This is a genomic window from Kitasatospora sp. NPDC051853, from assembly GCF_044452665.1.
Taxonomy (GTDB): domain Bacteria; phylum Actinomycetota; class Actinomycetes; order Streptomycetales; family Streptomycetaceae; genus Kitasatospora.
This window is the reverse complement of sequence record NZ_JBITBY010000001.1, coordinates 989,085-1,014,775: the sequence shown is the minus strand read 5'-3', so window position 1 is coordinate 1,014,775 and position 25,691 is coordinate 989,085. Positions and strand designations below refer to the sequence as shown.

At 73.2% G+C, this 25,691-nt stretch carries 24 protein-coding genes; 14 read left to right on the top strand and 10 right to left on the bottom strand.

Features of this window, described 5'->3' with window-relative positions; translation table 11 throughout:
• The first annotated feature begins 1 nt into the window (after position 1).
• From ACIA8O_RS04505 to ACIA8O_RS04495, 3 genes are all read left to right on the top strand, one after another.
• Positions 2 to 220, top strand: a complete 219-nt coding sequence (locus ACIA8O_RS04505) for a hypothetical protein (protein WP_396292024.1) — start codon at positions 2 to 4, stop codon at positions 218 to 220.
• Between the two features lie 123 nt (positions 221 to 343).
• Positions 344 to 1,834 (top strand): hypothetical protein, encoded by a 1,491-nt coding sequence (locus ACIA8O_RS04500; RefSeq protein WP_396292023.1) that lies wholly within the window; start codon positions 344 to 346, stop codon positions 1,832 to 1,834.
• A gap of 5 nt (positions 1,835 to 1,839) precedes the next feature.
• Positions 1,840 to 2,433 carry an NUDIX hydrolase gene (locus tag ACIA8O_RS04495; RefSeq protein WP_396292022.1) on the top strand — a complete coding sequence of 198 codons (594 nt, stop codon included), beginning with the start codon at positions 1,840 to 1,842 and terminating at the stop codon, positions 2,431 to 2,433.
• A gap of 18 nt (positions 2,434 to 2,451) precedes the next feature.
• Here the strand turns inward: ACIA8O_RS04495 and ACIA8O_RS04490 are convergent, their stop codons facing one another.
• Complete coding sequence (locus tag ACIA8O_RS04490) at positions 2,452 to 2,904, bottom strand: hypothetical protein (protein ID WP_396292021.1); 453 nt, start codon at positions 2,902 to 2,904, stop codon at positions 2,452 to 2,454.
• Positions 2,905 to 3,272: 368 nt separating this feature from the next.
• Here ACIA8O_RS04490 and ACIA8O_RS04485 point away from each other — a divergent pair, with 368 nt between their 5' ends.
• Entirely contained in the window at positions 3,273 to 4,679 is a 1,407-nt protein-coding gene (locus tag ACIA8O_RS04485; RefSeq protein ID WP_396292020.1) for an FAD-binding oxidoreductase, read from the top strand.
• Positions 4,680 to 4,789: 110 nt separating this feature from the next.
• On the opposite strand, the gene ACIA8O_RS04480 is transcribed toward ACIA8O_RS04485, so the two are convergent.
• Positions 4,790 to 5,440, bottom strand: coding sequence for a DUF2306 domain-containing protein (locus ACIA8O_RS04480; RefSeq protein WP_396292019.1), 651 nt, complete (start codon positions 5,438 to 5,440; stop codon positions 4,790 to 4,792).
• A gap of 251 nt (positions 5,441 to 5,691) precedes the next feature.
• Here ACIA8O_RS04480 and ACIA8O_RS04475 point away from each other — a divergent pair, with 251 nt between their 5' ends.
• Positions 5,692 to 6,816 carry a sensor histidine kinase gene (locus tag ACIA8O_RS04475; RefSeq protein ID WP_396292018.1) on the top strand — a complete coding sequence of 375 codons (1,125 nt, stop codon included), beginning with the start codon at positions 5,692 to 5,694 and terminating at the stop codon, positions 6,814 to 6,816.
• 26 nt (positions 6,817 to 6,842) lie between these two features.
• Positions 6,843 to 7,541 (top strand): response regulator, encoded by a 699-nt coding sequence (locus ACIA8O_RS04470; protein WP_396292017.1) that lies wholly within the window; start codon positions 6,843 to 6,845, stop codon positions 7,539 to 7,541.
• Here ACIA8O_RS04470 and ACIA8O_RS04465 read toward each other — a convergent pair.
• On the bottom strand, positions 7,514 to 7,912 hold the full coding sequence (locus ACIA8O_RS04465; RefSeq protein WP_396292016.1) for a hypothetical protein: 399 nt from the start codon (positions 7,910 to 7,912) through the stop codon (positions 7,514 to 7,516). The genes ACIA8O_RS04470 and ACIA8O_RS04465 overlap by 28 nt on opposite strands.
• Positions 7,913 to 8,123: 211 nt before the next feature.
• Here ACIA8O_RS04465 and ACIA8O_RS04460 point away from each other — a divergent pair, with 211 nt between their 5' ends.
• Together ACIA8O_RS04460 and ACIA8O_RS04455 are read left to right on the top strand one after the other, a co-directional pair.
• On the top strand, positions 8,124 to 9,524 hold the full coding sequence (locus tag ACIA8O_RS04460) for an amidase (protein WP_396292015.1): 1,401 nt from the start codon (positions 8,124 to 8,126) through the stop codon (positions 9,522 to 9,524).
• Positions 9,525 to 9,722: 198 nt separating this feature from the next.
• Entirely contained in the window at positions 9,723 to 12,131 is a 2,409-nt protein-coding gene (locus tag ACIA8O_RS04455) for an ATP-binding cassette domain-containing protein (protein ID WP_396292014.1), read from the top strand.
• A gap of 117 nt (positions 12,132 to 12,248) precedes the next feature.
• On the opposite strand, the gene ACIA8O_RS04450 is transcribed toward ACIA8O_RS04455, so the two are convergent.
• From ACIA8O_RS04450 to ACIA8O_RS04425, 6 genes are all read right to left on the bottom strand, one after another.
• On the bottom strand, positions 12,249 to 13,001 hold the full coding sequence (locus ACIA8O_RS04450) for a ferritin-like domain-containing protein (RefSeq protein ID WP_396292013.1): 753 nt from the start codon (positions 12,999 to 13,001) through the stop codon (positions 12,249 to 12,251).
• Between the two features lie 114 nt (positions 13,002 to 13,115).
• A complete protein-coding gene (locus tag ACIA8O_RS04445) occupies positions 13,116 to 13,331 on the bottom strand; it encodes a hypothetical protein (protein WP_396292012.1) in 216 nt (71 codons plus the stop codon).
• Between the two features lie 167 nt (positions 13,332 to 13,498).
• Positions 13,499 to 14,377 (bottom strand): SGNH/GDSL hydrolase family protein, encoded by an 879-nt coding sequence (locus ACIA8O_RS04440; RefSeq protein ID WP_396292011.1) that lies wholly within the window; start codon positions 14,375 to 14,377, stop codon positions 13,499 to 13,501.
• A gap of 186 nt (positions 14,378 to 14,563) precedes the next feature.
• Positions 14,564 to 15,520 (bottom strand): prolyl aminopeptidase, encoded by a 957-nt coding sequence (gene pip, locus ACIA8O_RS04435; protein WP_396292010.1) that lies wholly within the window; start codon positions 15,518 to 15,520, stop codon positions 14,564 to 14,566.
• A gap of 95 nt (positions 15,521 to 15,615) precedes the next feature.
• Entirely contained in the window at positions 15,616 to 16,152 is a 537-nt protein-coding gene (locus ACIA8O_RS04430; protein WP_396292009.1) for a hypothetical protein, read from the bottom strand.
• Positions 16,153 to 16,223: 71 nt separating this feature from the next.
• The gene (locus ACIA8O_RS04425) at positions 16,224 to 16,964 is read right to left on the bottom strand and encodes a class I SAM-dependent methyltransferase (protein WP_396292008.1); all 741 of its coding nucleotides are present in this window, start codon (positions 16,962 to 16,964) and stop codon (positions 16,224 to 16,226) included.
• 490 nt (positions 16,965 to 17,454) lie between these two features.
• On the opposite strand from ACIA8O_RS04425, the gene ACIA8O_RS04420 reads away from it, so the two are divergent.
• The 3 genes from ACIA8O_RS04420 to ACIA8O_RS04410 all read left to right on the top strand — a co-directional run bounded on the left by ACIA8O_RS04420 (position 17,455) and on the right by ACIA8O_RS04410 (position 21,087).
• A complete protein-coding gene (locus ACIA8O_RS04420) occupies positions 17,455 to 18,852 on the top strand; it encodes a family 2B encapsulin nanocompartment shell protein (protein ID WP_396292007.1) in 1,398 nt (465 codons plus the stop codon).
• Complete coding sequence (locus ACIA8O_RS04415; RefSeq protein ID WP_396292006.1) at positions 18,849 to 20,147, top strand: family 2 encapsulin nanocompartment cargo protein terpene cyclase; 1,299 nt, start codon at positions 18,849 to 18,851, stop codon at positions 20,145 to 20,147. The genes ACIA8O_RS04420 and ACIA8O_RS04415 overlap by 4 nt, the downstream gene beginning before the upstream one ends.
• Positions 20,148 to 20,214: 67 nt before the next feature.
• Positions 20,215 to 21,087: a geranyl diphosphate 2-C-methyltransferase gene (locus tag ACIA8O_RS04410; protein ID WP_396292005.1), complete on the top strand. Its 873-nt coding sequence runs from the start codon at positions 20,215 to 20,217 to the stop codon at positions 21,085 to 21,087.
• A 151-nt stretch (positions 21,088 to 21,238) separates the two neighbouring features.
• Here ACIA8O_RS04410 and ACIA8O_RS04405 read toward each other — a convergent pair whose 3' ends face one another.
• Complete coding sequence (locus ACIA8O_RS04405; RefSeq protein ID WP_396292004.1) at positions 21,239 to 22,435, bottom strand: MFS transporter; 1,197 nt, start codon at positions 22,433 to 22,435, stop codon at positions 21,239 to 21,241.
• Between the two features lie 250 nt (positions 22,436 to 22,685).
• Here ACIA8O_RS04405 and ACIA8O_RS04400 point away from each other — a divergent pair, with 250 nt between their 5' ends.
• The 3 genes from ACIA8O_RS04400 to ACIA8O_RS04390 all read left to right on the top strand — a co-directional run bounded on the left by ACIA8O_RS04400 (position 22,686) and on the right by ACIA8O_RS04390 (position 25,640).
• Complete coding sequence (locus tag ACIA8O_RS04400) at positions 22,686 to 24,050, top strand: hemolysin family protein (RefSeq protein ID WP_396292003.1); 1,365 nt, start codon at positions 22,686 to 22,688, stop codon at positions 24,048 to 24,050.
• Positions 24,047 to 25,066, top strand: coding sequence for a hemolysin family protein (locus ACIA8O_RS04395; protein ID WP_396292002.1), 1,020 nt, complete (start codon positions 24,047 to 24,049; stop codon positions 25,064 to 25,066). The genes ACIA8O_RS04400 and ACIA8O_RS04395 overlap by 4 nt, the downstream gene beginning before the upstream one ends.
• Positions 25,067 to 25,223: 157 nt before the next feature.
• A complete protein-coding gene (locus ACIA8O_RS04390) occupies positions 25,224 to 25,640 on the top strand; it encodes an STAS domain-containing protein (RefSeq protein WP_396292001.1) in 417 nt (138 codons plus the stop codon).
• Positions 25,641 to 25,691 lie beyond the last annotated feature (51 nt).

Genomic DNA, 25,691 nt, shown 5'->3' with positions numbered 1-25,691 from the left:
CGTGACCAACCATCAGACCGCCGCCATCCTGCTCCTGCTCACCCTCGCCATCGCCGTCCTGCTCTCCCTCCTTGCCGCCGCCGGTGCCGCATGGCTGGCTCGATGGGGAGGCGAGACTGTCGCAACAGCCGCGCGTCGCGCCGCAGTAGCCTTCGCGGGCGCGCTGACGCTGCTCACCGCAGTACTGGCTTTCGGCTTCAGCGCGCTGACCCATGGGTAGCGGAGCGAGCCCGTCAGCACACCCGGGCCCGCCCCGCACCAGCCGGAGCAAAGCGCTGGTCAGCGGAGACGGACCGGAGGTAGCGTCCCGCTGCAGAGCAGAGTTCGCACCGGGGGGCGTGACATGGCGTACGGCGACGACGTGCGGTACCAGTACCTGGAGACCTTGGATTCGAGCCGCACCGGCTGGCCCGGGGCGACCGCGACCGGAGAGGGGCCGGACGCGGAGCTGCACCTCCAGGTCTTCACCGAGGTGCTGATGACGCTCGCGTTGGGCCGCGAGGTGGTCGTCCCGCAGGCGTACGCCTTCGACTCGTACGCCTTCCTGCGCGTCGCCTCGACCGTCCTGCGGGCCCGCTCGGCAGCCGCCGCGAGTGAACGCCCGTTCCGGCTCCACCTGTTCGGCGCCCACTCGTACGACGAGGCGGCAACCACCATGCTGGGAAGGACCGTTGACGGCGTCCGGCCGTTCAAGAGCCTCCTGCTTCCCGAGCTCAACGCTCCCGCCGCCCACGGCCTCGACCCGGAGGAAGTGCGCCAACAGACCTCCGGTCTCGACCGGTTGCTCAACGCCGAGTGGCTCGGCGCCGAACGCGCCGAAGGGATCGCCCTGATCCGCGAGGAGTTCCGGCGCACCCCTCGGGTGGCCGCGCGGCCGACCCCGAGCCGTGTCGCGCTCGGCGCGCTGGTGGCCGCGGCCGCCGAGCAGCCGCCCGCTCCGGGACTGCCGGAGCAGTACCAGGAGGTACGGGCGGCGCTGGCCACCGCGATAGGCCGCCTCGGGGCGGACCGTCCGGAGCACTTCGACGACCGCAGCCGGCTCCGGCTCCCCCTCCCCTGGCCGGGTGACCCCGCCGGACGGACCCCCGAGGAGATCGTCGGCGGCCCCGGACCGCTCGCCCTGCTGATCGGGTTCGTCGACACCCTCTACAACCTGGTCGTGGTGGACTCGATCGGGGTCGCCGCCTCCACCCTCAGCACCGGCACCGGCCCCTCCCCCGACGGTCTGGCCGACCATGCCATCGCCAAGGAGCTCGCCCTCGTCCACCACCGCGCCCTGACCCGCTCCGCCGCCACGCGCGACGAGCCGCTCACCTCCGTCCGACAGCCGGACGCCCCGCCACTGTTCGAGGTCCTGGTCGACGCGGCGGGCATCCTCTCCTCGGACGCCGCGCGGGCCCGGCTGGCCGCCCTGGAGGCGGATGCCGCCGACGCGATCGCCGCCTTGCTGGCGGCCCGCGCCGAACACGGACGCACGGCCGTCTCCCCGTTCTGGAAGGGCGTCGAGGAGCTCCGGGCCGCACCGGATCCGGCTGCCGCCCGCAAGGCTTTGGACGCCCACCTGGCCCGGGTCGCCGCGCTGCTCGGCAGCCGGGTGACCATCGCCCCGAAGGGCGGCCTGGCGGTGGAGCTGGCACTGACCGCAGCGGGCGCGGTCGGGCCGGCGATGGCCATGGAGGTGTGGGACGTGCCCGGGATCCTCGGCTATCCGGCGATGGCGGTCGGCGCGGTCGGCAATGTCCTGTTCCGCAAGGGCAAGGACACCGCGGTGCGTCGTCTCACCGCCCGACGGCTGGCGTGCACACTGGGACGAGTCGTCGACGTGAGGGGCTGACCGGCATGGCGGACACCGAGGGCCACGAGGACACCCGGGCCGCTCCGGAGGACCCGGACGCCATCCGGCGCACCAGGGAGGTCCTCGCCTACGGCAATCGCTTCGTCGAGGTGTACGACGACGAGGTGACCTTCCCCGGCGGGGCGGCCGGCACGTACCTGCGGATCCGGAACCGCGACGAGGGACTCGGCGTGGTCGTCGTCCCGGTCTACCGCGAAACCGTCGGACTCGTCCGCACCTACCGCTATCCCCTGGGCCGTCACCAGTGGGCCCTGCCCCGCGGCTTCTCCCACGGCACCGACCCGCTGGTCACCGCGCGCACCGAACTCCTCGAGGAGCTCGGCATCACCGAAGCCGAGTTCCACCTCATCGGCACCATGACCCCCGACTCCGGCCTGCTCGCCTCCGAGGTCGCCGTGGTCCACGCCGACGTCCCCACCGCCCCCGACGGCCCGCCCCTCGACGACGAGGTCTCCGCGACCCACTGGCTCCCGCTCCCCGAGCTCTGGCAGCAAATCGCCACCGGCGCCCTCGACGACGGCATGACCCTGGCCGCCCTCACCCTCGCCCGGGTCCACGGCCGCCTGCCGGGTGTCTGAGCCCGGGGCGACGGTGCGTCAGGAACGGTCGTTCGGGCCGAGGCAGAGGCTGAAGGAGGCGCGGGTGCGCTCCTCGCGGTAGGTGGCGACGGTGCCGGGGACGTCGTCGCAGACGTTCTGGTCGGCCAGGTGGATCATCTTGATGACCTTGAGCTCGGCCTCGGGGGCGGTGCAGTCGACCACGGAGACCTCCGGGTCGGCGTCCGTGCCGGAGTTGTGCACGCAGTCCCCGGCGTTCGCGGTCATCGGGGCGTCCCGGTAGTAGCGGTCGGCCGCGAACAGCGCCGCTCCGATCGCCACCACCAGGGCCAGGGAGGTCAGCGAGGCGCGCAGCAGGCGCCGGGCCCGCCGCTTCGGCAGCAGCGGCGGCGGAACCGGCGGAACCGGCCCCGTGGACGGCGGCGCCGCCGGGTCCCAGCTGCCCCGGGGCCGTTCGTCGGCGTACTGGTCGGCAGTGGGTGGTGTGCTCATCCCGGATTCCCCCGTGGTCGTCCTGCTGCTCGGCCCCGAGAGACTAGGGCATGACAAAGCGAGCGTGAAGTCCCGTTCCGGGAACTGCTCTCCGGGAATCCCGCAGATCGGACGAGTACTCAAATCCGGTTAATCCTCTGCGGAGTGGAGGAATTATGACACAACCCCACGTCAGACACGTGGGTTGTCCCGAAAATGCGTCAACTGGTGTGCGCGCCCCGGCAGGATCGAAGACGAATCGGAACGCACCCTGCGGCCGCCCCGTCCACGGCACGCCCGGGAATGACGAGAGCGCGTCACCTCCACCCCTCCGATTCGACCGCACCATCCGTCCACCGGCTTTTCTGCACTGACGACTTGGGTGATTCGTGAACGCTGTTCCGGCCGTGCACCTGCGGACCACGACCCTGCCGGAGATCTCCGAGCTCCGCGCCCTCCTCGGCGAGGACGCGCTCCTCCACAAGGAGGACGAGGTCCGCCCCTACGCCGGGGACCGCGCCTCCACGGTCGAGCACCAGCTGCCGGTGGCCGTCGCACTGCCCCGGGACGTCGCCCAGGTCCAGCGGATCGCCCGGTGGGCCACCCGCCACCGTGTGCCGCTGGTGCCGCGCGGGGCGGGCAGCGGGCTCGCGGGCGGGGCGTCCGCGCTGGCGCGCGGGGTCGTGCTCTCGCTCGAACGGCTCTCCGCGATCCGGGAGTTGAACGCCGCCGACCAGTACGCCGTGGCGGAGGCCGGGGTGGTGAACGGCGCACTCGGCCGGGCCGCGGCCGCGCAGCGGCTGTTCTACCCGCCCGATCCGGGCAGCGCCGAGGTCTCCACCATCGGCGGGAACGTGGCCACCAACGCCGGGGGCCTGCGCTGCGTGAAGTACGGCGCGACCGCCGACAACGTGCTCGGGCTCGAAGTGGTGCTCGCCGACGGGCGGTTGGTGCACACGGGCGGGCGCACGCTCAAGAACGTCGCCGGGTACGACCTGACCCGGCTCTTCGTCGGCTCGGAGGGGACGCTCGGCATCATCACCGCCGCCACCCTGCGGCTGCGTCCGGTGCCCGCCACCGCCCCGTCCACCTTCACGGCCGGGTTCGACAGCCTGCGGGCCGCCGGGGCGGCGGTCGCCTCGATCGCCCGGCTGCCCGGGCGCCCGTCCATGCTCGAACTCCTGGACCGGGCCGCGCTGGACGCCGTCGAGGCGTACCGCCCCGACGGGGTGGACACCTCCTCGGCCGCCCTGCTCATCGGCCAGGCCGACGGTGAGGGCGCCCAGCGGCTGGTGGCGGAGATGGTGCGGCTCTGCCAGGAGCAGGGGGCCACCTCGATGACGATGTCCAGCAGCGCGGACGGGGCCCAGGAGATGGTGTCCGTCCGGCGCGCGGCCGGGGAGGCGCTGCTCTCCTCCGGCGCGGCCACCGTCGTGGAGGACGTGGTGGTGCCGCGCAGCCGCCTGGTCGAGATGCTCGGCCACATCGAGCGGACCGGCCGCGAGGGCACCGTCCGGATCGCCACCGTCGGCCACGCCGGGGACGGCAACCTGCACCCGGTCCTGATCCTCCCCGACCGCGAACCCGAGACCTTCCGCGAGGCCCACCACAAGGCCGAGCGACTCTGGCGCAAGGCCCTCGACCTCGGCGGCTCGATCACCGGCGAGCACGGCGTCGGCACCCTCAGGCGCGGCCGGCTGGCCACCGCCCTGGACCCGGCCGTGCTCGACCTGCACCGCAGCGTCAAGCACGCCTTCGACCCGCTGGGCATCCTCAACCCAGGCAAGGCCTTCTGACGGTCCGTCGGTCCTCCAGTCCATCGGTGCGTCGGTGCGTCGGCCCGTCGGTCCATCGGTGCGTCGGCCCTTCAGTCCATTGATGTGTCCGCCGGCCGTGCCCGGGGGCCTCACCCCGCCCGCGCCGGCTCCCTCCTGGCCAGGAACGCCTCGGCAACGGCGAGGTTGATCAGCCAGCAGGTCCACCCGGCGGCGGCGTAGGCCTGGTCGAACGGGGCGCCGAGCGCGTCGAAGAGCGGGAGCCAGACCCGGAGGGTGACGGCGGCCAGGACCAGGGCGTAGGAGCGGACGGCCCAGACTCGGTGGCGGTCGAAGCGACGCTGACGGGCCGTCCGGAGGGCGGCGGCGGAGGTGGCCAGCAGCAGCACCCCGAGGACCGCGAAACCGGCGGGGGCGACCGGCGGGTGGAGGCCGCTCGGGGCGAGCACCAGACCGCCGACGCCGGTGACGGCCACGCTCAGCAGGTAGACCCGGCCGACGGATCGGTGCACGGCCGGCCGGCGGGCCCTCAGCCGGGCCGCGAACTGCCAGGGGCCGAGCAGCAGCGCCACCGTGCCGCCGCCGATGTGGCAGAGCAGCGGGAACAGGTGTGCCAGGTAGGTGGCCCGCTGGTCCTCCAGGAAGGTTTCCGGGTCGAGGGTGAAGTAGCGGGCGGAGAGCAGGGCCACCAGCACCCCGAGGAACGCGAACAGGGCCAGTGCGGCGCGGCGCGGGAGCAGGGAGGCGGGGCGGTCGGCCCGGTGGGGCGTGGCGTTGTCCATGGTGCGGAAGGTAGGCGGGGTGACCGGGGCGGGGAGTCCTCCGCCGGGGGCCGCCGGGGCACCCCCGCCCGGGGGCCGCCCGGCGGGGACGAGTACCCCCGAAGGGTGATGCGCGGGCCCTCCGGGCGCGGGTACGGTGCCGCGGACCGACCAGGCCCGCGGACGGGTCCGACCGGACCTCGCCACGGCCGGTCCGGACCTCCGCACGGCCCGACCGAGAACCCTCCACGACCCGCCCGGGGACCCACCAGATGACGCGACCGTCCCGCAGCCTCCTGCTCGACCTGCTCCTCGCCGCCGCCTTCCTCGCCGCCATGCTCACCGAACGACTCTCGGCGGCACCGGAGTTGGGCGACAGACTGCCGCTCGCCGTACTGCTCAGCACCGTCCAGGCGGCGGCCGTCGCCGCGCGGCGCTCCACCCCGCTGAGCGCCTACCTGGCCGCCACGGCGGCACTGTCGGCCGAGTCGCTCTGGGTGCTGAGCTCGCCGGTGGCGCCGTACGCCAACATCGTGGGGCTGCACGCGCTCGGGCTGCACGGCACCCGGGCCCGTGCCTGGGCCGGGCCGTTCATCGCGCTGGCCGGGATGGCCGGGTACTTCACGGGGTCGGAGGGGGCGCGCGCCTATCCGGCGATCCCGGCGGGGGTGCTCTTCCTCTGGCTGCTCGGCTGGGCCATCGGCTACGGCACGGCGCGCCGCCTGGAGGAGCGGGAGGCGGCCAGGGCGCGGCTGCACCGCGACGCGGTCTCCGGCGAACGGGCCAGGATGGCGCGGGAGTTGCACGATCTCGTCGGGCACACGGTGAACGTGATGCTGGTCCAGGCGGGCGCTGCCCGGCGGCTGCTGGAGCGGGAGCCGGAGCGGACCCGGACGGTGCTGACCGAGCTGGAGCAGACCGGCCGGGACGCCCTCGACGAGCTGGACCGGGTGCTGGCCGCACTGCGCCACGAGCCGGAGCGGGAACCCGAGCGGGAACCGGACGATCCGTCGGGGCGCCCCGGGCTCGCGGACCTCGGCCGCCTCACCGGGCGGATGGACCGGGCCGGGCTGACGGTGGGCCTGCGACTGGAACCGGGCGCCGCCGCGCGGCTGCCGCGCAGCATCGACGTCTCGGCGTACCGGATCGTCCAGGAGGCGCTGACCAACACCGTCAAGCACGGCCGGGCCGCCTCGGCCGACGTCTCGGTACGGAGGCTCGGGGACCGCCTGGAGATCGAGGTCAGCGACGACGGCCGGGGGCCGGCCGAGGGCTACGTGCCCGGGCGGGGCCTGATCGGCATCTCGGAGCGGGTCTCGATGCTGGGCGGCAGCGTGGAGCACGGGGGAGGTGACCGGGGCGGGTTCCGGCTGCACGCCGTCCTGCCGGTCCGGTGACGGCGGCTCAGGAGGCGGCGGGTCCGGTGACGGCGGGTCAGAAGTCCGCGGGGCGGGGCGGCGGCCGGCTGCGGCTCGTGGTCGCCGAGGACGACGCGCTGCTGCGGGCCGGGATCGCCCTGGTGCTGGAGACCGACGAGGGTCTGGAGGTGGTCGGGCAGGCGGCCGACGGGCTGGAGGCGGTACGGCTCTGCCAGGAGCTGCGGCCGGACGTGGTGCTGATGGACGTGCGGATGCCGGGGATCGACGGGATCGAGGCTACCCGCCGGATCGTGGCCGGGCCGCACCCCGCGCGGGTGCTGGTGCTGACGGTCTTCCAGCACGACGAGTACGTCTGGGAGGCGCTGCGGGCCGGGGCAAGCGCTTTCCTGCTCAAGCGGGCCTCGCCGGAGCGGCTGATCGAGGCCGTCCGGGCGGTCGCCGCCGGTGAGGCGCTGCTGGACCCGGCGGTCACCCGGGCCCTGGTGGACCGGATCGCCGGCGCCACGCCCGGGCAAGCGCTTTCCCAGCCCGAGGACCCACGCCTGGGCCGCCTCACCACCCGCGAACGGGAGGTGCTCCGGCTGGCCGCCGAGGGCTGCTCGAACCCCGAGATCGCCACCCGGCTCTTCCTCGCCGAGTCCACCGTCAAGACCCACATGAAGCGGGTGCTGGCCAAGCTCGGCGCCCGCGACCGCGCCCAGGCGGTGGCCATCTCCTACCGGGGCGGGCTGATGTCCTCCTGAGCCTGACCCTGACCCTGACCCGCCGTCACGGGCACCGGCCGCACCGCCCGGCGGCGCTTCACCGCGCGGGAGATCCGCACCGCCAGGTACCCGAGCAGCCAGGGCAGCACGGTGATCAGGCCGACGTAGACCCCGAGGTACCCCACCACCAGGTCGTCGAACTTGGTCTCCTCGTGCCAGGTGTCCAGCGGGAAGACGGTCATGATGCCGACCACCGTGACCGGCAGCAGCGGCAGCAGCACCGAGGCCAGCCGGGCCCGCCAGCCCGGGTGCCGGGCGCAGGCGACCCCCATGGCGGCCATGACGAACGGCCCGAGCGGCAGCCAGAGCAACGCCGGATAGAGGAAGATCACCCACCAGTCGTCCGACATTCCGAACATCATCAGCGGCCCCCCGGGAGTGCTCGTCAGGACATCACCGCCACCCTCACCGGGTGGCGGACGAAGGGTCAACACGATTTCCGACGCCCCGTCAGCAAGCGCTTTCCACCGGCTCGCCCGAGCCCCTGGCCGCGCCACCGCCCCGCCCGTACACTGCTGCCCTGCCCGCGCCATTACCGGGCAGTAGGTTCGGAGGGGCGAGATGAGCGACAGCCGGGTGCACGCGTTCGGTGACGACGCGTTGGGCGAGCACGACGCGGTGGCCCTCGCGGCCGCCGTCCGCTCCGGCGAGGTGAGCCCGGCCGAGCTGGCCGCCGCCGCGGCCGCCCGGGCCGGGCGGGTCGAGGCGCTGCGCCCCGTCGCCTTCCCGCTGCACGACACCCCGCGCTCCGCCCCCGGCGCACCCGACGGCCCGCTGTACGGCGTGCCCACCTACCTCAAGGACAACGTCGACCTGCTCGGCGTGCCCACCGGCCACGGCAGCGCCGCCTTCCGGCCCCGGCCGGCCCGGCGCAGCGCGCCGTTCACCGAGCTCTTCCTCACCAGCGGGGTGACGGTGCTGGGCAAGACCCGGCTGCCGGAGTTCGGGCTGAACGCCACCACCGAGTACGCCGCCGCCGAGCCGGTCCGCAACCCCTGGGAGACCTCGCACTCCGCCGGCGCCTCCTCCGGCGGCTCGGCGGTGCTGGTGGCCTCCGGTGTGGTGCCGATCGCGCACGCCAACGACGGCGGCGGCTCGATCCGCATCCCGGCCGCCGCCTGCGGCCTGGTCGGCCTCAAGCCGACCCGGGGCCGGCTGGTCCCCAACGAGCAGGGCCGCCAACTCCCGCTGGACATCGTCACCGACGGCGTGGTCACCCGCTCCGTCCGCGACACCGCCGCCTTCTACGCGGCCGCCGAGCAGCACCACCGCAGCGCCACCCTCCCGCCCGTCGGCCTGGTCGAGGGCCCGGGCTCCCGCAAGCTGCGGATCGGCCTGGTGGTGGACTCGCCGATCGCGGTCAGCGACGAGCAGACCCGGCGGGCCGTGGAGGAGACCGCCGCCCGGCTGGAGGCGATGGGCCATCAGGTCACCCCCGCCACCCTGCCGTTCGGCGCCGAGTTCTCCCGCGACTTCCTGCTCTACTGGGGCTTCATCGCCTTCGTGATCGCCTCCACCGGCCGCCTGGTGGTGGACCGCAGCTTCCGCTCCCGCGACCTGGACCCGCTCACCACCGGCCTGCGGCGCGGCTTCCTGCGCGAGTACCGCCGCGGCCCGGGCGTGCTGCGCCGCCTGCGGCAGGCCGAGCGCACCTACGCCGGCATCTTCCGGGACCACGACGCGATCCTCTCCCCCACCCTGGCCCACACCACCCCGCCGCTCGGCCACCTCAGCCCCACCGTGGAGTTCGAGGAGCTGACGGAGCGTCTGCTCCGCTACGTGGCCTTCACTCCCGTCAACAACGTCACCGGCGGCCCGGCGATCACCCTCCCCACCGGCTCCGCCGACAACGGCCTGCCGATCGGCGTCCACCTCTCCGCCGCCCACGGCCAGGAGCGCCTCCTGCTGGAACTGGCCTTCGCCCTGGAGGCCGACCGCCCCTGGCGCCGCATCCAGGACTGACGCATCCAGGACCGAGGCGTCGAGGGCCGAGGCGTCGAGGGCCGAGGCGTTCAGGGCCGGCGCATCCAGGACCGACGGGCCGCGCCTTCCGGCACCCGACCCCCTTCCGTCCGCCCGAACTGGCAAGATCGGGCGAGCGAGGAAGACCGGTTGGGAACGCGGAGGGGCGGGCCCGTCGTACGGATGGAGACAGAGAGCATGGCCGCCAGCAAGGCCGCGGAGCAGTCGCTCGCACCGCACGTCGCCGACAGCCACGACCTGATCAGGGTCCACGGCGCGCGCGAGAACAACCTCAAGAACGTCAGCGTGGAGATTCCCAAGCGCCGTCTCACGGTGTTCACCGGCGTGTCCGGTTCCGGGAAGAGCTCGCTGGTGTTCGACACCATCGCCGCGGACTCGCAGCGGATGATCAACGAGACCTACAGCGCCTTCGTCCAGGGCTTCATGCCCAACCTGGCCCGTCCCGACGTGGACGTGCTGGAGGGCCTGACCACCGCCATCATCGTGGACCAGCAGCGGATGGGCGCCGACCCGCGCTCCACCGTCGGCACCGCCACCGACGCCAACGCGATGCTGCGGATCCTGTTCAGCCGCCTCGGCAAGCCGCACATCGGTTCGCCGCAGGCCTTCTCCTTCAACGTGGCCTCGATCAGCGGCGCGGGCGCCGTCACCGTGGAGAAGGCCGGGAAGACGGTCAAGGAGCGGCGCAGCTTCAGCGTCACCGGCGGCATGTGCCCGGCCTGCGAGGGCCGGGGCACCGTCACCGACCTCGACCTGGCGGAGCTCTTCGACGACTCCAGGTCGATCTCCGAGGGCGCCATCACCATCCCCGGCTACAAGGCGGACAACGTCTGGACGGTCGGCATCTTCGCCAACTCCGGCTTCCTGGACCCGGACAAGCCGATCCGCGACTACAGCGAACAGGAGATGCAGGACTTCCTGTACCGCGAGCCGACCAAGGTGAAGGTCAACGGGGTGAACCTCACCTACGAGGGCCTGATCCCCAAGCTCCGCAAGTCCTTCCTCTCCAAGGACCCGGAGGCGATGCAGCCGCACATCCGGGCCTTCGTGGACCGCGCCGTCACCTTCACCTCCTGCCCGGAGTGCGGCGGCACCCGCCTGAGCGAGGCGGCCCGCTCCTCGAAGATCGGCGGGGTGAGCATCGCCGACGCCTGCTCGATGCAGATCAGCGACCTGGCCGGCTGGGTGCGCGGGCTGGAGGAGCCCTCGGTGGCCCCGCTGCTGGACTCCCTCGGGCACACCCTGGACTCCTTCGTGGAGATCGGCCTCGGCTACCTCTCGCTGGACCGCCCGGCCGGGACGCTCTCCGGCGGCGAGGCGCAGCGGGTCAAGATGATCCGTCACCTCGGCTCCTCGCTCACCGACGTGACCTACGTCTTCGACGAGCCCACCACCGGCCTGCACCCGCACGACATCCAGCGGATGAACGAGCTGCTGCTGCGCCTGCGGGACAAGGGCAACACGGTGCTGGTGGTGGAGCACAAGCCGGAGGTCATCGCGATCGCCGACCACGTGGTGGACCTCGGCCCGGGCGCCGGGACGGCGGGCGGCACGGTCTGCTTCGAGGGCAGCGTCGAGGGCCTGCGCAAGGGCGGCACGGTGACGGGCCGTCACCTGGACGACCGGGCCTCGCTCAAGGCGGAGGTGCGCAAGTCCTCCGAGGTCCTGGAGATCCGCGGCGCGAGCACCCACAACCTGCGGAACGTGGACGTCGACGTCCCGCTCGGCGTGCTGGTGGTGGTGACCGGCGTGGCGGGGTCGGGCAAGAGCTCGCTGGTGCACGGTTCGCTGGTGCGCGGACGGGCCGCCGCCGAGGCGGGCGTGGTGGTCGTGGACCAGACCCCGATCAAGGGCTCCCGGCGGAGCAACCCGGCCACCTACACCGGGCTGCTCGACCCGATCCGCAAGGCCTTCGCCAAGGAGAACGGGGTGAAGCCGGCCCTGTTCAGCGCCAACTCCGAGGGGGCCTGCCCGACCTGCAACGGCGCGGGGGTGATCTACACCGACCTGGCGATGATGGCCGGGGTGGCGACCACCTGCGAGGAGTGCGAGGGCAAGCGCTTCGACGCCTCGGTGCTGGAGTACCACCTCGGCGGCAAGGACATCAGCGAGGTGCTGACGATGTCGGTGACGGAGGCCGAGGAGTTCTTCGCCCCCGGCGGGGCCGGCGCCACCCCGGCCGCGCACCGGGTGCTGACCCGGCTGGCCGACGTCGGGCTGGGCTACCTGACCCTCGGTCAGCCGCTCACCACCCTCTCCGGCGGCGAGCGCCAGCGGCTCAAGCTGGCCACCCACATGGGCGAGAAGGGCGGCGTCTACGTCCTGGACGAGCCGACCACCGGCCTGCACCTGGCCGACGTGGAGCAGCTGCTCGGCCTGCTGGACCGCTTGGTGGACTCCGGCAAGTCGGTGATCGTGGTCGAGCACCACCAGGCCGTGATGGCCCACGCCGACTGGATCGTCGACCTCGGCCCGGGCGCCGGCCACGACGGCGGCACGGTGGTCTTCGAGGGCACCCCGGCCGAACTCGTCGCCGCCCGCTCCACCCTGACGGGGCAGCACCTGGCGGCGTACGTGGGGGCGTGACCGGGCGGCGTGACCGGGGGCGCACCCTCCGGCCGCCGTTCTGAGGAGGCCCGGCCGGACTGTCCACCCCCGTGGGGCAGTCCGGCCGGGCCTCCGGCATGGGGGACGGGCGCTCGGTCAGGCGGCCTGCGGCACCGCTCGCCGACGGTCCGCCCGGGCCCAGGCCGCGCCGCCGAGGATCCGGGCCGCGACCGGGCCGGAGAGGCGGAACACGTCCCGCACGAAGCGGGTGCGCCGGGCTCCGAGGTCCCGCAGCGCCGGGCCGTGGTCGACCGCCACGAAGAGCGCGGCGGCGAGCAGCAGCAGGCGCCACCCGCCGACCGTCACCCGCCGTGCGGCCGGGCCGAGTTCGGCCAGCGAGTCGGCCAGCCGGTCGCAGTGGAAGGGGATGTGCCGCTCCTCGTCGGCCATGATCCGCCCGGCCACCTCGCTCACCAGCGGGTCGGCGGCGCCGTCCCGGACCGCGCGGTAGTAGGGGACGGCGACCAGTTCGGCGATCATCAGCACCAGCAGCTCGGTGCGCATCCCGAGCAGCCGTCGCACCCGGACGAAGATCCGGTCGCTCCAGTGCCCGTCCAGGGTCGGGCGGCCGCCCGCCTCCAGCAGCAGCGCCAGCAGCCGGGCGTGGTTCTGCTCCTCGGCGACGAACAGCCGGGCCGCCAGGGCGTAGTCCGGGTCGCCCGCGCGGTCGGCCTTGCCGATCAGGTTGGCCCCGTCGCCGTCCTCGCCGACCTGGAACTTCTGCAGGCTGGCCCAGGCGGTGTCGGGCAGCCGCGCGCCGGCCGACCAGTCGGGCTCGGCGGTGGCGGCCCGGCGGGCCGCCTCGGCGTGGAAGTGGTCGACCCAACGGGCGAAGTCGTGCGTGGTCATGGTGGTCCCCCTCGTGGCGGCGGTGAGGCTCGCTCCCGCCCTGCGACGGGGACGACTCTAGACCCATAACTGAACACGTTCAACACGACTTGCCGCAGGTCGCCCGACACGCCGTCAGCCTTCGCCCTCCTCCCAGGCCCGGTCCGAGCGGTCCCACTCCTCCGTCCGGCCGTGCGCGAGGTCCAGCGCCCGGGCCGCCTCCGCCGGCGTGTCGAACGGACCCAGCAGGTTCTTCACCGGGCACTGGTAGCCCTCCTCCACCCGCTGGTGGTCCAGGCACCAGAACCACTGCGGCGGCCCGCCCAGCTCCTCGCTCAACTCGGCTGCCATCACCACTCCTTCCGTCCGGCCGCCCACCCCTCACCGGCGATGCTGTCCGCTCCGCCCGGCCCCCGCCCGCCGGGTCCACCATCCGGGTGTCACCGCGCGGCGCCCGGCCGGATGCCCCGACCGGGCGCCGCAGCAGCCGGGCGCCGTACCGGCCCGCCACCGGCGGCTCAGCCCACGGCGACCACCCGCACCGCCTCGGCCATCGACCGCTCCCCCGCCGCGTTCGGATGGAAGGCCGCCGCACCGCTGCCGAACAGCGGCTCCATCCACCGCGTCCCCACCGGCTTGCAGACGTCGTGCCCCACCGAGGGCCCGTAGACGTCCACGTAGCGGGCACCGTGGGCGGCGGCCTGGGCCGCGACCACCGAGTTGAGCCGCTTCTGGGTGTCGCGCAGCCAGGGGGCGTCCCCCTTGGCGATGCTGACGGTGGCCCAGCAGTTGGAGCCGTCGTCCGGCAGGATCGCCGGGTAGCCGGTCACCAGCACCGCCGCCCGCGGCGCGCGCTGCCGGATGCCGTCCAGCACCGCCCCGATCTTCGCTCCGGTGGCGTCCACCTTCGCGGCCAGCTGGTCCGTCCCGCCCGAGGTGTAGCTCGCCTTGCAGGGGGACCCTCCGCCGTTGAAGAAGCCCAGCGTGGTGCAGCGCACGATGATGTCGGCGAAGCCCACGTCGTTGCCGCCGATGGTCAGCGTCACCAGGTCGGTGTCGGCGGTCAGCGCGTTGAACTGCGGCCCGGCGGAGCCGCTCTGGGTGGTCGTCATGTGCACCGTGGTGGCGCCGCCGCAGGTGACGTCCGCCTTCGCGCCCGGCGCCAGGGCCGCGGCCAGCACCGACGGGTAGTTCTTGTCCGACCGCGCGCAGGCGGTGTCCACCTGGGTCGGCACTCCGGCGCCCGAGGCGTAGGAGTCGCCGAGGGCGACGTAGCGCGCGTACGAGGTCCGGGCGGCCGCCGGGCCCGCGGAGCTCAGGGCTCCGGCGGCCAGGGAGGCCGCGAGGGCGAGGGTGGTGAGGGCCGCGCGGGCACGCGGAGTTCCGGTCGTCGGCATGGGGGTGCCTCCGTGACGGTGACGAGGGGTGGGGGACGGCACACCGCCACGGACCTGCACCAGCCGTGGTTACCGGGCGGTCTTACCGCTCGGTAAGGATGTGGCCCGCCCGTCCCCCAGTCAAGCACCGTGACAGCACGGCGAGTTGACCCCTCCCCCGGCCGGGCCCGGGACCGGGCCCGGCGGTCAACGGTCCTTGAACTCCTCGATGGCGTCGTGGACCACCTTCACCATGCTCTCGCTGCCCACGTGGCCGGAGTCGTCGGAGATGTGCAGCCGGGCCCCCGGCCAGGCCCGCACCAGCCGCCAGGCGGTCCCCGGCGGGCAGCCCATGTCGTGGCGACCGGTCACCACCACGCCCGGAATGCCGGCCAGCTTCGGCGCGTCGCGCAGGATCTGCTCCTCCGTCAGCCAGGCGCCGTGGCCGAAGAAGTGCGAGCAGATCCGGACGAAGGCGATCTGGTCGTCCTCCACCCGGTCGCTGTACATGCCCGGGCGGTTGTTGGGCTCCAGCGAGACGACCGCGTCCTCCCAGGCCAGCCAGTCGGCGGCGGCCTTCGCCCGGACCGCCCGGTCGGGGTGCTCCATCAACCGGGCGTACGCGGCCGGGAGGTCACCGTCCCGCTCACCCTCGGGAACGCCCTCCCGGAACCGGTCCCAGGCCTCGGGGTGGAAGCGCCCGGCACCCCGGTAGAGCCAGTCGATCTCGGCCCGGCTGCTGGTCATCACGGCCTGCAGGATGATCTCGCTGACCCGCCCGGGGTGCTGCTGCGCATAGGCCAGGGCGAGCGTCACGCCCCAGGAGGCGCCGTTCACCAGCCACCTGTCGACCGCCAGGTGCTCGCGCAGGCGCTCCATGTCGTCGATCAGGTGCTGCGTGGTGTTCAGGCTCATGTCCGCCGCCGGGTCACTGGCGTGCGGGGTGCTCGACCCGCAGTTGCGCTGGTCGAAGCGGATCACCCGGTACCGCTCCGGGTCCCAGGCCCGCAGCGGATTCCGCGAGCCGCCCCCGCCGGGGCCGCCGTGCACCCCGAGGGCCGGTTTGCCGTCCGGGTTGCCGAGCTGCTCGTAGTAGATGCGGTTCCCGTCGCCGGTGTCGAGGAAGCCGGTGTCGTACGGAGTGGTCGGTGGGTAGAGAGGCATGACACAGCACTTAACACGAACGACAGCCCCTGCCAACCGAATTGCGGCCGGGTGCCACCGGCCCCGCCTCACCCGCCGGGGCCGGTGGCACCGCCTCAGAACTCGTACGGGTCGGGCGGGTTGACGGCGGCGTGCCCGCTCACCACGGCCACCAGGCGGTCCAGTTCGGCCTGGTCGGTCCGTCCCACGAGCTCCACGTCGCAGCCGCCGGGCAGGCCGCCGTAGAAGCGGATGCGGTTCCAACTCGCCAGCCGGCGGTGGTTGGTGAGCCAGACGAGCGCGATCCACACGGCCGGTGTCCGGGCGACCTCCAGCCGGAAGACCGGCCGGGTGCCGCCGAACACCTTGGCCTCGCGGGTGTGCAGGGCCGCCAGGTCGTCCCAGGGGATCGCGAGCTCGCGGGGCCACAGCGGCAGGCGCAGCAGCAGGCCCTCGTCGGCCGTCCGCAGCCGCAGCGGCCGCACGACCGGCCCGAGCCAGAGCACCGCCCCGAACGCCACGGCCCCGAGGACGGGCACCGGGCTCCGGTGCCCCGCCCACCGGAACGCCAGGTACCCCGCCGCCACCAGGCAGACCGCGCCGACGGCCAACTGCCACTTCTCCACCCGTACGGTGACGTGCTCGTGCGCCATCCGATCCCCCGATCCCCCGTGTCCCCTGCGGGAGTGCTACCCGCGGCGCCCGGGTAGCACTCCCTCCCGGGTCAGGCGCGGGCCCGGAACATCTCCAGCGGCGGGTGGGCGAGCGCCTCGGCCCAGAACTCCTCGCCGTACTCCCGCAGTCCGGCCTCGGTGATCTGCAGCGGCACCCACTCGACCGCGCTGAAGCCGGCCGCCTGGAGGCACTTCTCGTACACCTCGCGGCTCGGCGCCGAGGAGACGATGGTGATCGGCTCCGGCTCCAGCAGTGCGGTCACCCGCACCCGGGTGCCGGTCTCGATCTCACCGGCCGGCTCGCAGCGGAAGCCGTAGTTCTCCAGGTCCGCGCAGTCGAACCCGTAGTCCGGCTTCTGGGCGAGGACGAAGAACTCGCCGCCCGGCACCAGGTTGCGGTGGATGTTGCGGCACATCCGCTCCATCTCGGCCACCGACTCGGCGTAGTTGAGACACTGCACCCCGAGCGCGACGTCGAACTTCGGCTCCAGGTCGCCCAGTTCGAGCACGTCGCCGACCTCGTACCGCACGCCCAGCGGGTCGTGCCGCTCGATCTCCCGCGCGGCGGCGATCATCTCCACCGAGATGTCCACCCCGAACACCTCGCTCGCGCCCCGCCGCTTGAACTCCCGGCTGTAGAAGCCGGTCCCGCAGGCCAGGTCGAGCACCGACCGGCCCCGCACGTCGCCCACCAGCTCCAGGAAGCTCGGCACCTCGCCGAAGCGCATCAGCGGCAGGGACTTGAACCCCTCGAAGGCCTCACCGATCTGGTCGTACTGCTGCCCGCTCACGGACGTCCCCCTCTCCCGGCCGTGCCCCGTGCACCGCCGTGGCGGAAATCCTCTCCCCGCACCACCGGGCAGCCGTATTGGCGGATGCCACAGAGAAGTCGGGCCGGAGCGGCGTCCTCGCAGGCAGAGCTTACGGACCGTCAGAAACCCTCCTCCGATCGGAGATCACATTCGGCTCCAGTACAGCCGTACGAACCGGAACGATCACATTCGGTCTCTTCCGATCCTTCGGCCCGACTTCCGCCCGGACTCCGCAATCATGATCTCGGAAGCCGACGGACGGTCTGGGGAGAGACAGCGACGTGAGACCGGACGGACGGCGAATACCGGCACCTCGGCACCTCTGAACGAACCGATCAGATCCAGAACGGGCAACCGACGCCCCCGGGCACCGCGCGGGGCCGGCCGGTCCGTGCTGTCCGCTCGTGCCCAATCGCGGTGCACACCGCGCCCCGGCAGCCCTGTGGGCGCCCTTCCCCGAGGAGTAGTCATGCTTGGCCTGGGAGCACCACCCACGCCGCAGTCGAGCCTGTCCACGCAGGCGGCCAGGCTGCTGGCCACGACCACCAAGTCCGAACCGCAGATGCAGGGGATCACCTCCCGGAACCTGCTGCGCACCATGCCCTGGGTGGAGGTCGCGGCCGGTACGTACCGGGTCAACCGGCGGCTGCTGCTGAGGACCGGCGCCGGACGGGTGCTCTTCGTCCAGGAGGGCGCGGACCTGGTCCGCCCCGTCCCGGCCTCCCTCGACGCGCTGCCCGCGCTGCGCGGGTACCAGGACCAGGAGGTACTGGCCGAACTGGCCGCCGGCTTCCGGGTCCGCGAGGTCCGCGCCGGTGACCTGCTGGCCGGTCAGGGGCAGCCGGTGGACGAGGTCTTCCTGATCGCCCACGGCCGCCTGGAGCGGATCGTCGAGGGCAGGTACGGCGACCCGCAGGTGGTCGGCGTGGTCACCGACGGCGCCCACCTCGGCGACGAGGCGCACCTACGCCCGGACGCCGAGTGGTCGGCCACCCTGCGCGCCGCCACCGACGCCACCGTGCTCGCCCTCCCCTGGGCGCAGTACCGCGAACTCCTGGACCGCACACCCTCGTTGCGGGCGCACACCGAGGAGTTCCGGGCCCGGGCCGGCCGCGCCGTCAACCGCAAGGGCGAGGCCGAGATCGCGATCAGCGCCGGCCACCAGGGCGAGCCGGAGATCCCCACCAGCTTCGTCGACTACGAACTCGCGCCCCGCGAGTACGAGTTGTCGGTGGCCCAGACCATCCTCCAGGTGCACACCCGGGTCTCCGACCTCTACAACGACCCGATGGACCAGCTGCAGCAGCAGCTGCGCCTGACGGTGGAGGAGCTGCGCGAGCGGCAGGAGCACGAGATCGTCAACAACCGCGAGTTCGGGCTGCTCCACAACGCCGCCTACGACCAGCGGATCTCCACCCGCAGCGGCCCGCCCACCCCGGACGACCTGGACCAGCTGCTCGCCATGCGGCGCTCCACCCACGCCTTCTTCGCCCACCCGAAGGCGATCGTGGCCTTCTTCGCCGAGTGCAACAAGCGCGGCCTCTACCCGACCCCGGCCGAGGTCAACGGCAAGCCGGTGCCCAGCTGGCGGGGCGTGCCGATCTACCCGCTCTCGAAGATCCCGGTCTCCGACACCCAGACCTCCACCATCATGGCGGTGCGCTTCGGCGAGGAGCAGCAGGGCGTGATCGGCCTGCGCCCCAAGGACCTCCCCGAGGAGGTCGAGCCCGGCCTGAACGTCCGCTTCATGGGCATCAACCAGCAGTCCGTGATGCGCTACCTGGTCAGCGGCTACCACTCCGCCGCCGTCCTGGTACCGGACGCGCTCGGCCTGCTGGAGAACTGCCAGATCGGAGCGGCCGCATGACCGGCACCGAACTCCAGGAGCTGGGGCGGCTGTTGCGCGGCCCGAGCGGCCTGGGAACGGGCAGCCTCTACCTGACGCTCCCCACCGAGGCACCCGAGGCACCCGCCGTCCCCGAGGCCGCCGCGGTGGAGGCCGTCGCACTTCCCGGACCTCCGCAACTCAGCTTCCCCGTCCGGGAGTTCGAGGCACCAGAGGCCCCGGAGGCACCGGAGGCACCGGCCGCCTTCAGCCTCCCCTCACTGCCCGGTTTCGCCGTGCCCGGCCTGACCCCGGTGGCACCCGCCGAAGCACCGGCCCCCTCCGGCAAGCCGACCCCCGGCGACCCGGTGCCGGGGCTGTACTTCCACCCCGTCGCCGAGCCGGACCCGGCCCGGGTCGAGGAGGTCAGCCGCCGGATCAAGGACTGGGCGGTGCACGAGGTCGCGCTCTACCCGCCGGAGTGGGAGGACCAGTTCGACGGCTTCTCGCTCGGCCGCTACATGGTCACCTGCCACCCGGACGCGCCGAGCGTCGACCACCTGATGGTGGCCACCCGGCTGATGGCGGCCGAGAACGTCGTCGACGACGTCTACTGCGAGGACCACGGCGGCTCCCCGGTCGGCCTGGGCGGGCGCCTGCTGCTGGCCCACACCGCGCTGGACCCGGTGCACACCACCGCCGGGTACACCCCGGCCTGGCACGAGTCGCTCCAGTCCGACGCACCGCGCCGGGCGTACTTCTCGGCCATGGAGTACTTCCGCCAGGTCGCCAGCCCCTCCCAGGCGGACCGCTTCCGGCACGACATGGCCCGGCTGCACATGGGTTACCTGGCCGAGGCCGCCTGGGACGAGACCGACTACGTGCCCCAGGTGTGGGAGTACCTGGCGATGCGTCAGTTCAACAACTTCCGCCCCTGCCCGACCATCACCGACACGATCGGCGGCTACGAGCTCCCCGCCGACCTGCACGCGCTGCCCGCCCTCCAGCGGGTGATCGCCCTGGCGGGGAACGCCACCACCATCGTCAACGACCTGTACTCCTACACCAAGGAGCTGCAGAGCCCCGGCCTGCACCTCAACCTCCCCGTGGTGATCGCCCGGAACGAGGAGCTGGACGCCCGCGACGCGTACCTCAAGGCCGTCGAGATCCACAACGAGCTGATGCACGCTTTCGAGGCCGAATCGGCCCAGTTGGCCGTCGAGTACCCGAACCCGGCCCTGCTGCGCTTCCTGCGCGGCGTCGCGGTCTGGATCGACGGCAACCACAACTGGCACCAGACCAACACCTACCGCTACACGCTCCCCGATTTCTGGTGAGCGCCGCCGGCCCTCCGGCCGGCCCGCCATTCGTCCGTCACACCCTTCTTCACGAGGAGAATCCCCCATGACCACCACCGCCGCCCCCACCAGCGCCTCGATCCCCGGCCCGGCCAGCGCCTACCAGGGCGACATCGCCCGCTACTGGAACAACGAGGCCCGCCCGGTCAACCTGCTCCTGGGCGACGTGGACGGCCTGTACCACCACCACTACGGCATCGGCGACATCGACCAGGCCGCGATCCAGGCCGACGACCCGGCCGAGCGCGAGCAGAAGGTGATCGCCGAGCTGCACCGCCTGGAGTCCGCCCAGACCAACGTCCTGCTCGACCACCTCGGCCCGATCACCGCCGAGGACACCCTGGTCGACGCCGGCTGCGGCCGCGGCGGCTCGATGGTGATGGCCCACCAGCGCTTCAACTGCACCGTGGAGGGCGTCACCCTCTCCAGCACCCAGGCCGACTTCGGCAACAACCGCGCCCGCGAGCTCGGCATCGACCACGCCGTCCGCTCCCGGGTGGCCAACATGCTCAACATGCCGTTCGAGACCGGCCAGGCCGCCGCCTCCTGGAACAACGAGTCCAGCATGTACGTGGACCTCGAGGACCTGTTCTCCGAGCACTCCCGCATCCTGAAGCTGGGCGGCCGCTACGTCACCATCACCGGCTGCTGGAACCCGGTCTACGGCCAGCCCTCCAAGTGGGTCTCCCAGATCAACGCCCACTTCGAGTGCAACATCCACTCCCGCCGCGAGTACATGCGGGCGATGGCCGACAACCGCCTGGTCCCCCAGGCCGTCATCGACCTCACCCCGGCCACCCTCCCCTACTGGGAGCTCCGGGCCACCACCTCGATCGTCACCGGCATCGAGGAGGCCTTCATCGAGTCCTACAAGGACGGCTCCTTCCAGTACCTCCTGATCGCCGCCGACCGGGTCTGACCCTTACGGCACGTGGTCACACCAGGGGCGCGAGGAACTGCGCGGGCTGGAAAGGCAGCACCTGCAACTGGCTGATGGTGAGTCAGTTGCAGGTGGGCCGCCTTCCGGAGCGCGCAGTTCCCCGCGCCCCTCAAGGTGTCACCACCACCGGTCAACTGGCGTTCTGTGAAATCCCCTTACCGGGCCGCAGCGCCAGCGTCAGCAGCACCGAGACCGTCGCCACCACGGTGATCGCCACCGCCGGCCCCACGAGCTGTGCGGCTCCTCCCGCGACGGCGGCCCCGAGCCCCTGCCAGGTCATCCGCCCGGCCGACTCGACCCCCTGGACCTGCCCCTGCACCGCCTCCGGTGTCGCCTCCAGCAGCCGTTCCTGGAGCGGCAGGGTGGCCGCGAACCCGACGCCCGCCACCAGCACCGCGAGCACCAGCACGGCCGTCGGCGGCCGCAGCGCGAAGAGCAGGAAGGGCACGGCCAGCAGCAGCCGCAGGCCGAAGGCCCAGCGCTGCCGCTGCCGCGCGTCCAGCAGCCGGCCCACCGTCAGGTCCCCCAGCAGCATCCCCGCCGAGCCGGCCGCCAGCAGCAGGCCCGCGGCCCCGGGCGCGTAGGGGATGAACAGCGCCTCGCACCCGACGATCAGCCCGTTCGGCACCCAGAGGTTGAGCAGCAGCACCCGCCGCCCGGGGTCGGCGAACAGCACCGCGTTGGCGCTCCAGGTGGCGCGCAGCCCGGGCCGCCGGGCGATCCGCACCGAGCGCTCCCGCACCGTGACCGCGACCAGCAGCAGGGCGCACCCGTTCAGCGCGCCCGCCAGCCCGAAGAGCTGGTGGGGCGTCAGGTGGCCCGCCAGCAGGCCGCCGATCCCGTAGCCGAGGACGGCGGTGGCGCCGGAGGTGACGTTGGTCAGCGAGCGGGCCGACGCATAGCCGCCGGGCGGGACGATCTCGGCGAGCAGGCCGAGCCGGGTGCCGGTGGCCAGCGACTGGAAGAGGCCGAGCACCAGCAGCAGCCCGAAGCGGGCGGCCAGCGGCAGGCCGGGCAGGGCCTGGGCCGCGGTGCCGGCCAGGGTGACGGTCTGGAGGGCGAGCAGGGTGCGGCGGGGGTGGCGGCCGTCGGCCACCGACATCAGGGTCAGGGCTCCGACCACGGTGGCGAAGGTGGCGCCGTACATGCTGACGGCGGTCAGGAAGGGCGAGCCGGTGCGGTCGTCGACCAGCGAGCCGAGGGCGAAGCCGGAGAGCGTGGTGGCGGCGACGGTGAGGGTGAAGGAGGCGTACAGCCCGGCGAACTCGCGGTCGCGGAGCAGGGTGAGGTAGCCGGTGCGGGCCGGCGTCAGGGTGTCGGTTGGCATGAAAAAAGCCTCCGCACGCACCAAGTCGGGGCGTCGGAGGCGAACGCACGCACTATAGCATTCGACACGGCCGGTGAACGTGACAACGGTCTCAGTGATCTTGCTTTGCCATTCGTTTACACTCCTGTAGACCGACTAGACACACACTGACGAAAGAAGGAGCCGCGGTCCCCGCGATGGACGAGCCTCCCAGTTCCACCCGTGCCGTTCCCGTACAGCAGGACGACCAGTCCGGAGCGGGGGTGGCACGGTGACCGAAGTCCTGCTGCTCCTGCTCGCCCTGGTCCTCACCCTGGCCTGCGCGGTCTTCGTGGCCGCCGAGTTCTCCCTCACCACCGTCGAGCGCGGTGAGGTCGAGCGCGCCGCCGAGGCCGGTGAACGCGGCGCCGCCGGCGCCCTGGCCGCCGTCAAGCGGCTGACCTTCCAGCTCTCCGGGGCCCAGCTGGGCATCACGGTGACCAGCCTGGTGATCGGCATGCTCGCCGAGCCCTCGGTCTCCGCCCTGCTGCGCGGGCCGCTCACCGCCCTCGGACTGCCGCACGGCGCGGTGGACACGGTGGCGGTCCTCCTCGGTGTGCTGCTCTCGACCATCGTGCTGATGGTGGCCGGCGAGCTGGTCCCGAAGAACTGGGCGATCTCCCGCCCGCTCGCGGTGGCCAAGATCGTGGCCCGGCCGCAGTACCTGTTCTCGGCCGCCTTCTCCCCGCTGATCGGGCACCTCAACAACACCGCGAACCGCGTGGTGCGCCGCTTCGGCCTGGAGCCCGCCGAGGAGCTGGCCTCCGCCCGCACCCCGCAGGAGCTCATCGCCCTGGCCCGGCACTCCGCCCGCGAGGGCGCGATAGAGCCGGACACCGCCGACCTCTTCGTCCGGGCGCTGCGCCTGCGGGAGTTGACGGCGGAGAACGTGATGACCCCTCGGGTCGACGTGCAGGCACTGGAGGAGCACGCCACCGCCGCGGACGTGGCCAACCTGACCCGGGCCACCGGCCTGTCCCGCTTCCCGGTCTACCGGGGCAGCATGGACCAGGTGGTCGGCACCGTGCACATCCGGCACGCCCTGGGCGTCCCGGCCGCCGAGCGGGCCAACCGCCGGGTCACCACCCTGATGACCCCGCCGCTGCTGGTGCCCGAGACCCTCACCGTGGACCGGCTGCTGGACCAGCTGCGCGGCGAGGAGAGCCTGGCCGTGGTCATCGACGAGTACGGCGGCACGGCCGGCATCGCCTCGCTGGAGGACATCGTCGAGGAGGTGGTCGGCGAGGTCCGCGACGAGCACGACCCGACCGAGATCCCCGACCTGTTCTTCGTCGGCACCCTCACCGACGGCCGCCGCCAGTGGGACGCCGACGGCATCACCCGCACGGACCAGCTGGAGACGCTCGGGCTGCCCTCCGCCGAGGGCCCGTACGAGACCCTGGCCGGCCTGATCGCGCACCGGCTCGGCCGCATCCCGGCCCCGGGCGACCTGGTCGAGCTGGAGGGCTGGCAGCTGGAGGTCGAGACCGTCGACCACCACGTGGCGGAACGGGTGCGGATCACCGCCCCTGAGGCCCCGTCAGCCGACGAGCCGTCGGACGGCCGCACCACCGAGCGCACGGAGGAGGACCGGTGACCGCGCTCCAGCTCTTCATCGGCCTGCTGACCCTGGTCAGCAACGCCTTCTTCGTCGGCGGCGAGTTCGCCCTGATCTCGGTGCGCCGCAGCCAGGTCGAGCCGCAGGCCGAGGCGGGCGACCGCCGGGCCAAGACCGTCATCTGGGGTCTGGAGCACGTCTCGGCGATGCTCGCGACCGCCCAACTCGGCATCACCGTCTCCTCCCTGGTGCTCGGCGCCGTGGCCGAACCGGCCATCGCCCACCTGCTGGAGCCGGCCTTCCACGCCGTCGGCGTGCCGGACGCGCTCACCCACCCGATCGCCTTCGTGATCGCCCTGACGGTGGCCACCTACCTGCACATGCTGCTCGGCGAGATGATCCCGAAGAACCTGGCGCTGGCCGCGCCGCAGAAGGCGGCGATGCTGCTGGTGCCGCCGCTGGTGGCCACCACCAAGGCGCTGCGCCCGCTGGTCTTCTCGATCAACGCCTTCGCCAACGCCATCCTGCGGATGCTCAAGGTGGAGCCCAAGGACGAGGTCGGCTCGGTCTTCACCGAGGACGAGCTCTCCCGGATGGTGCAGGACTCCTCGGACGCCGAGCTGCTCAGCGAGCGCGACACCGAGCTGCTCCAGGACGCCCTGGAGCTGGGCAGCCGCCCGGTCTCCGACGTGGTCACCCCAACCGCGCAGGTGGTCTTCGCCCGGCCCGGCACCACCCCCGCCCAGCTGGAGGAGCTGGCCGCCCGGACCGGCTTCTCCCGCTTCCCGCTGCTGCGGGCGGACGGGACGGTCTCCGGCTACCTGCACGTCAAGGACGCGCTGGAGCAGGACGAGAACCGCGACCTGCCGTTCCCGGCCCGCGCCCTGCACCCGATCGCCCGGGTGGCCGATTCCACCCCGCTGGACGACGTGCTCACCGCGATGCGGCGCTCCGGCACCCACCTGGCCGCGGCCGTCGCCCCCGACGGCTCGGCCACCGGCCTGGTGACCCTGGAGGACGTGCTCAAGGAGCTGGTCGGCCCCGCCGCCCACTGAGCCGGCCCCGGGTCCGGCGGTGTCCCCGCGAGGGTTGGCACCGCCGGACCCGGGTAGCAGCCCCTGGTGGAGGGCCCCGTGCTCCCGCCCCGCTCCGGGCCCCCTGCCCGGCCCGGTGGACGGCCGCCGGGCCCGGCCGTCCACCGGAGATGACCCCGTGTCCCCCACCCCTCCCCCGAGCCCGGCCCCCGGCCTCTCCGTCCAGGTGCGCGAGGAGGACGGCGCCGTGGTGCTGCGCCCGAGCGGCGAGCTGGACCACGACACCGCCGAACCCCTGCAGGACGCCCTGGCCACGGCCCTCGCCGGGCCGCGCGGCCTGATCGTCGTCGACTGCTCGGGCCTCGACTTCTGCGACTCCACCGGCCTCAACCTGCTGCTGCGCACCCGGCTGGACGCCGAGGCGCGGGGCCGTCACCTCGCGGTCGCGTCCCCCGGCTCGATGGTCTCCCTGATGCTCGAACTCACCGGCACCGCCGGTGTCCTGCGGGTGCACGCCACCGTGGCCGAGGCCCTGGCCGAGGAGCCGCCGGACGCCACCGCTCCGCCGGACGTCACTGCCCCACCGGGCGGCTGAGCAGCGCCGGGCGTACCCTGGCGCGACCGCGCGGGCCTCCCTACGCTGAGG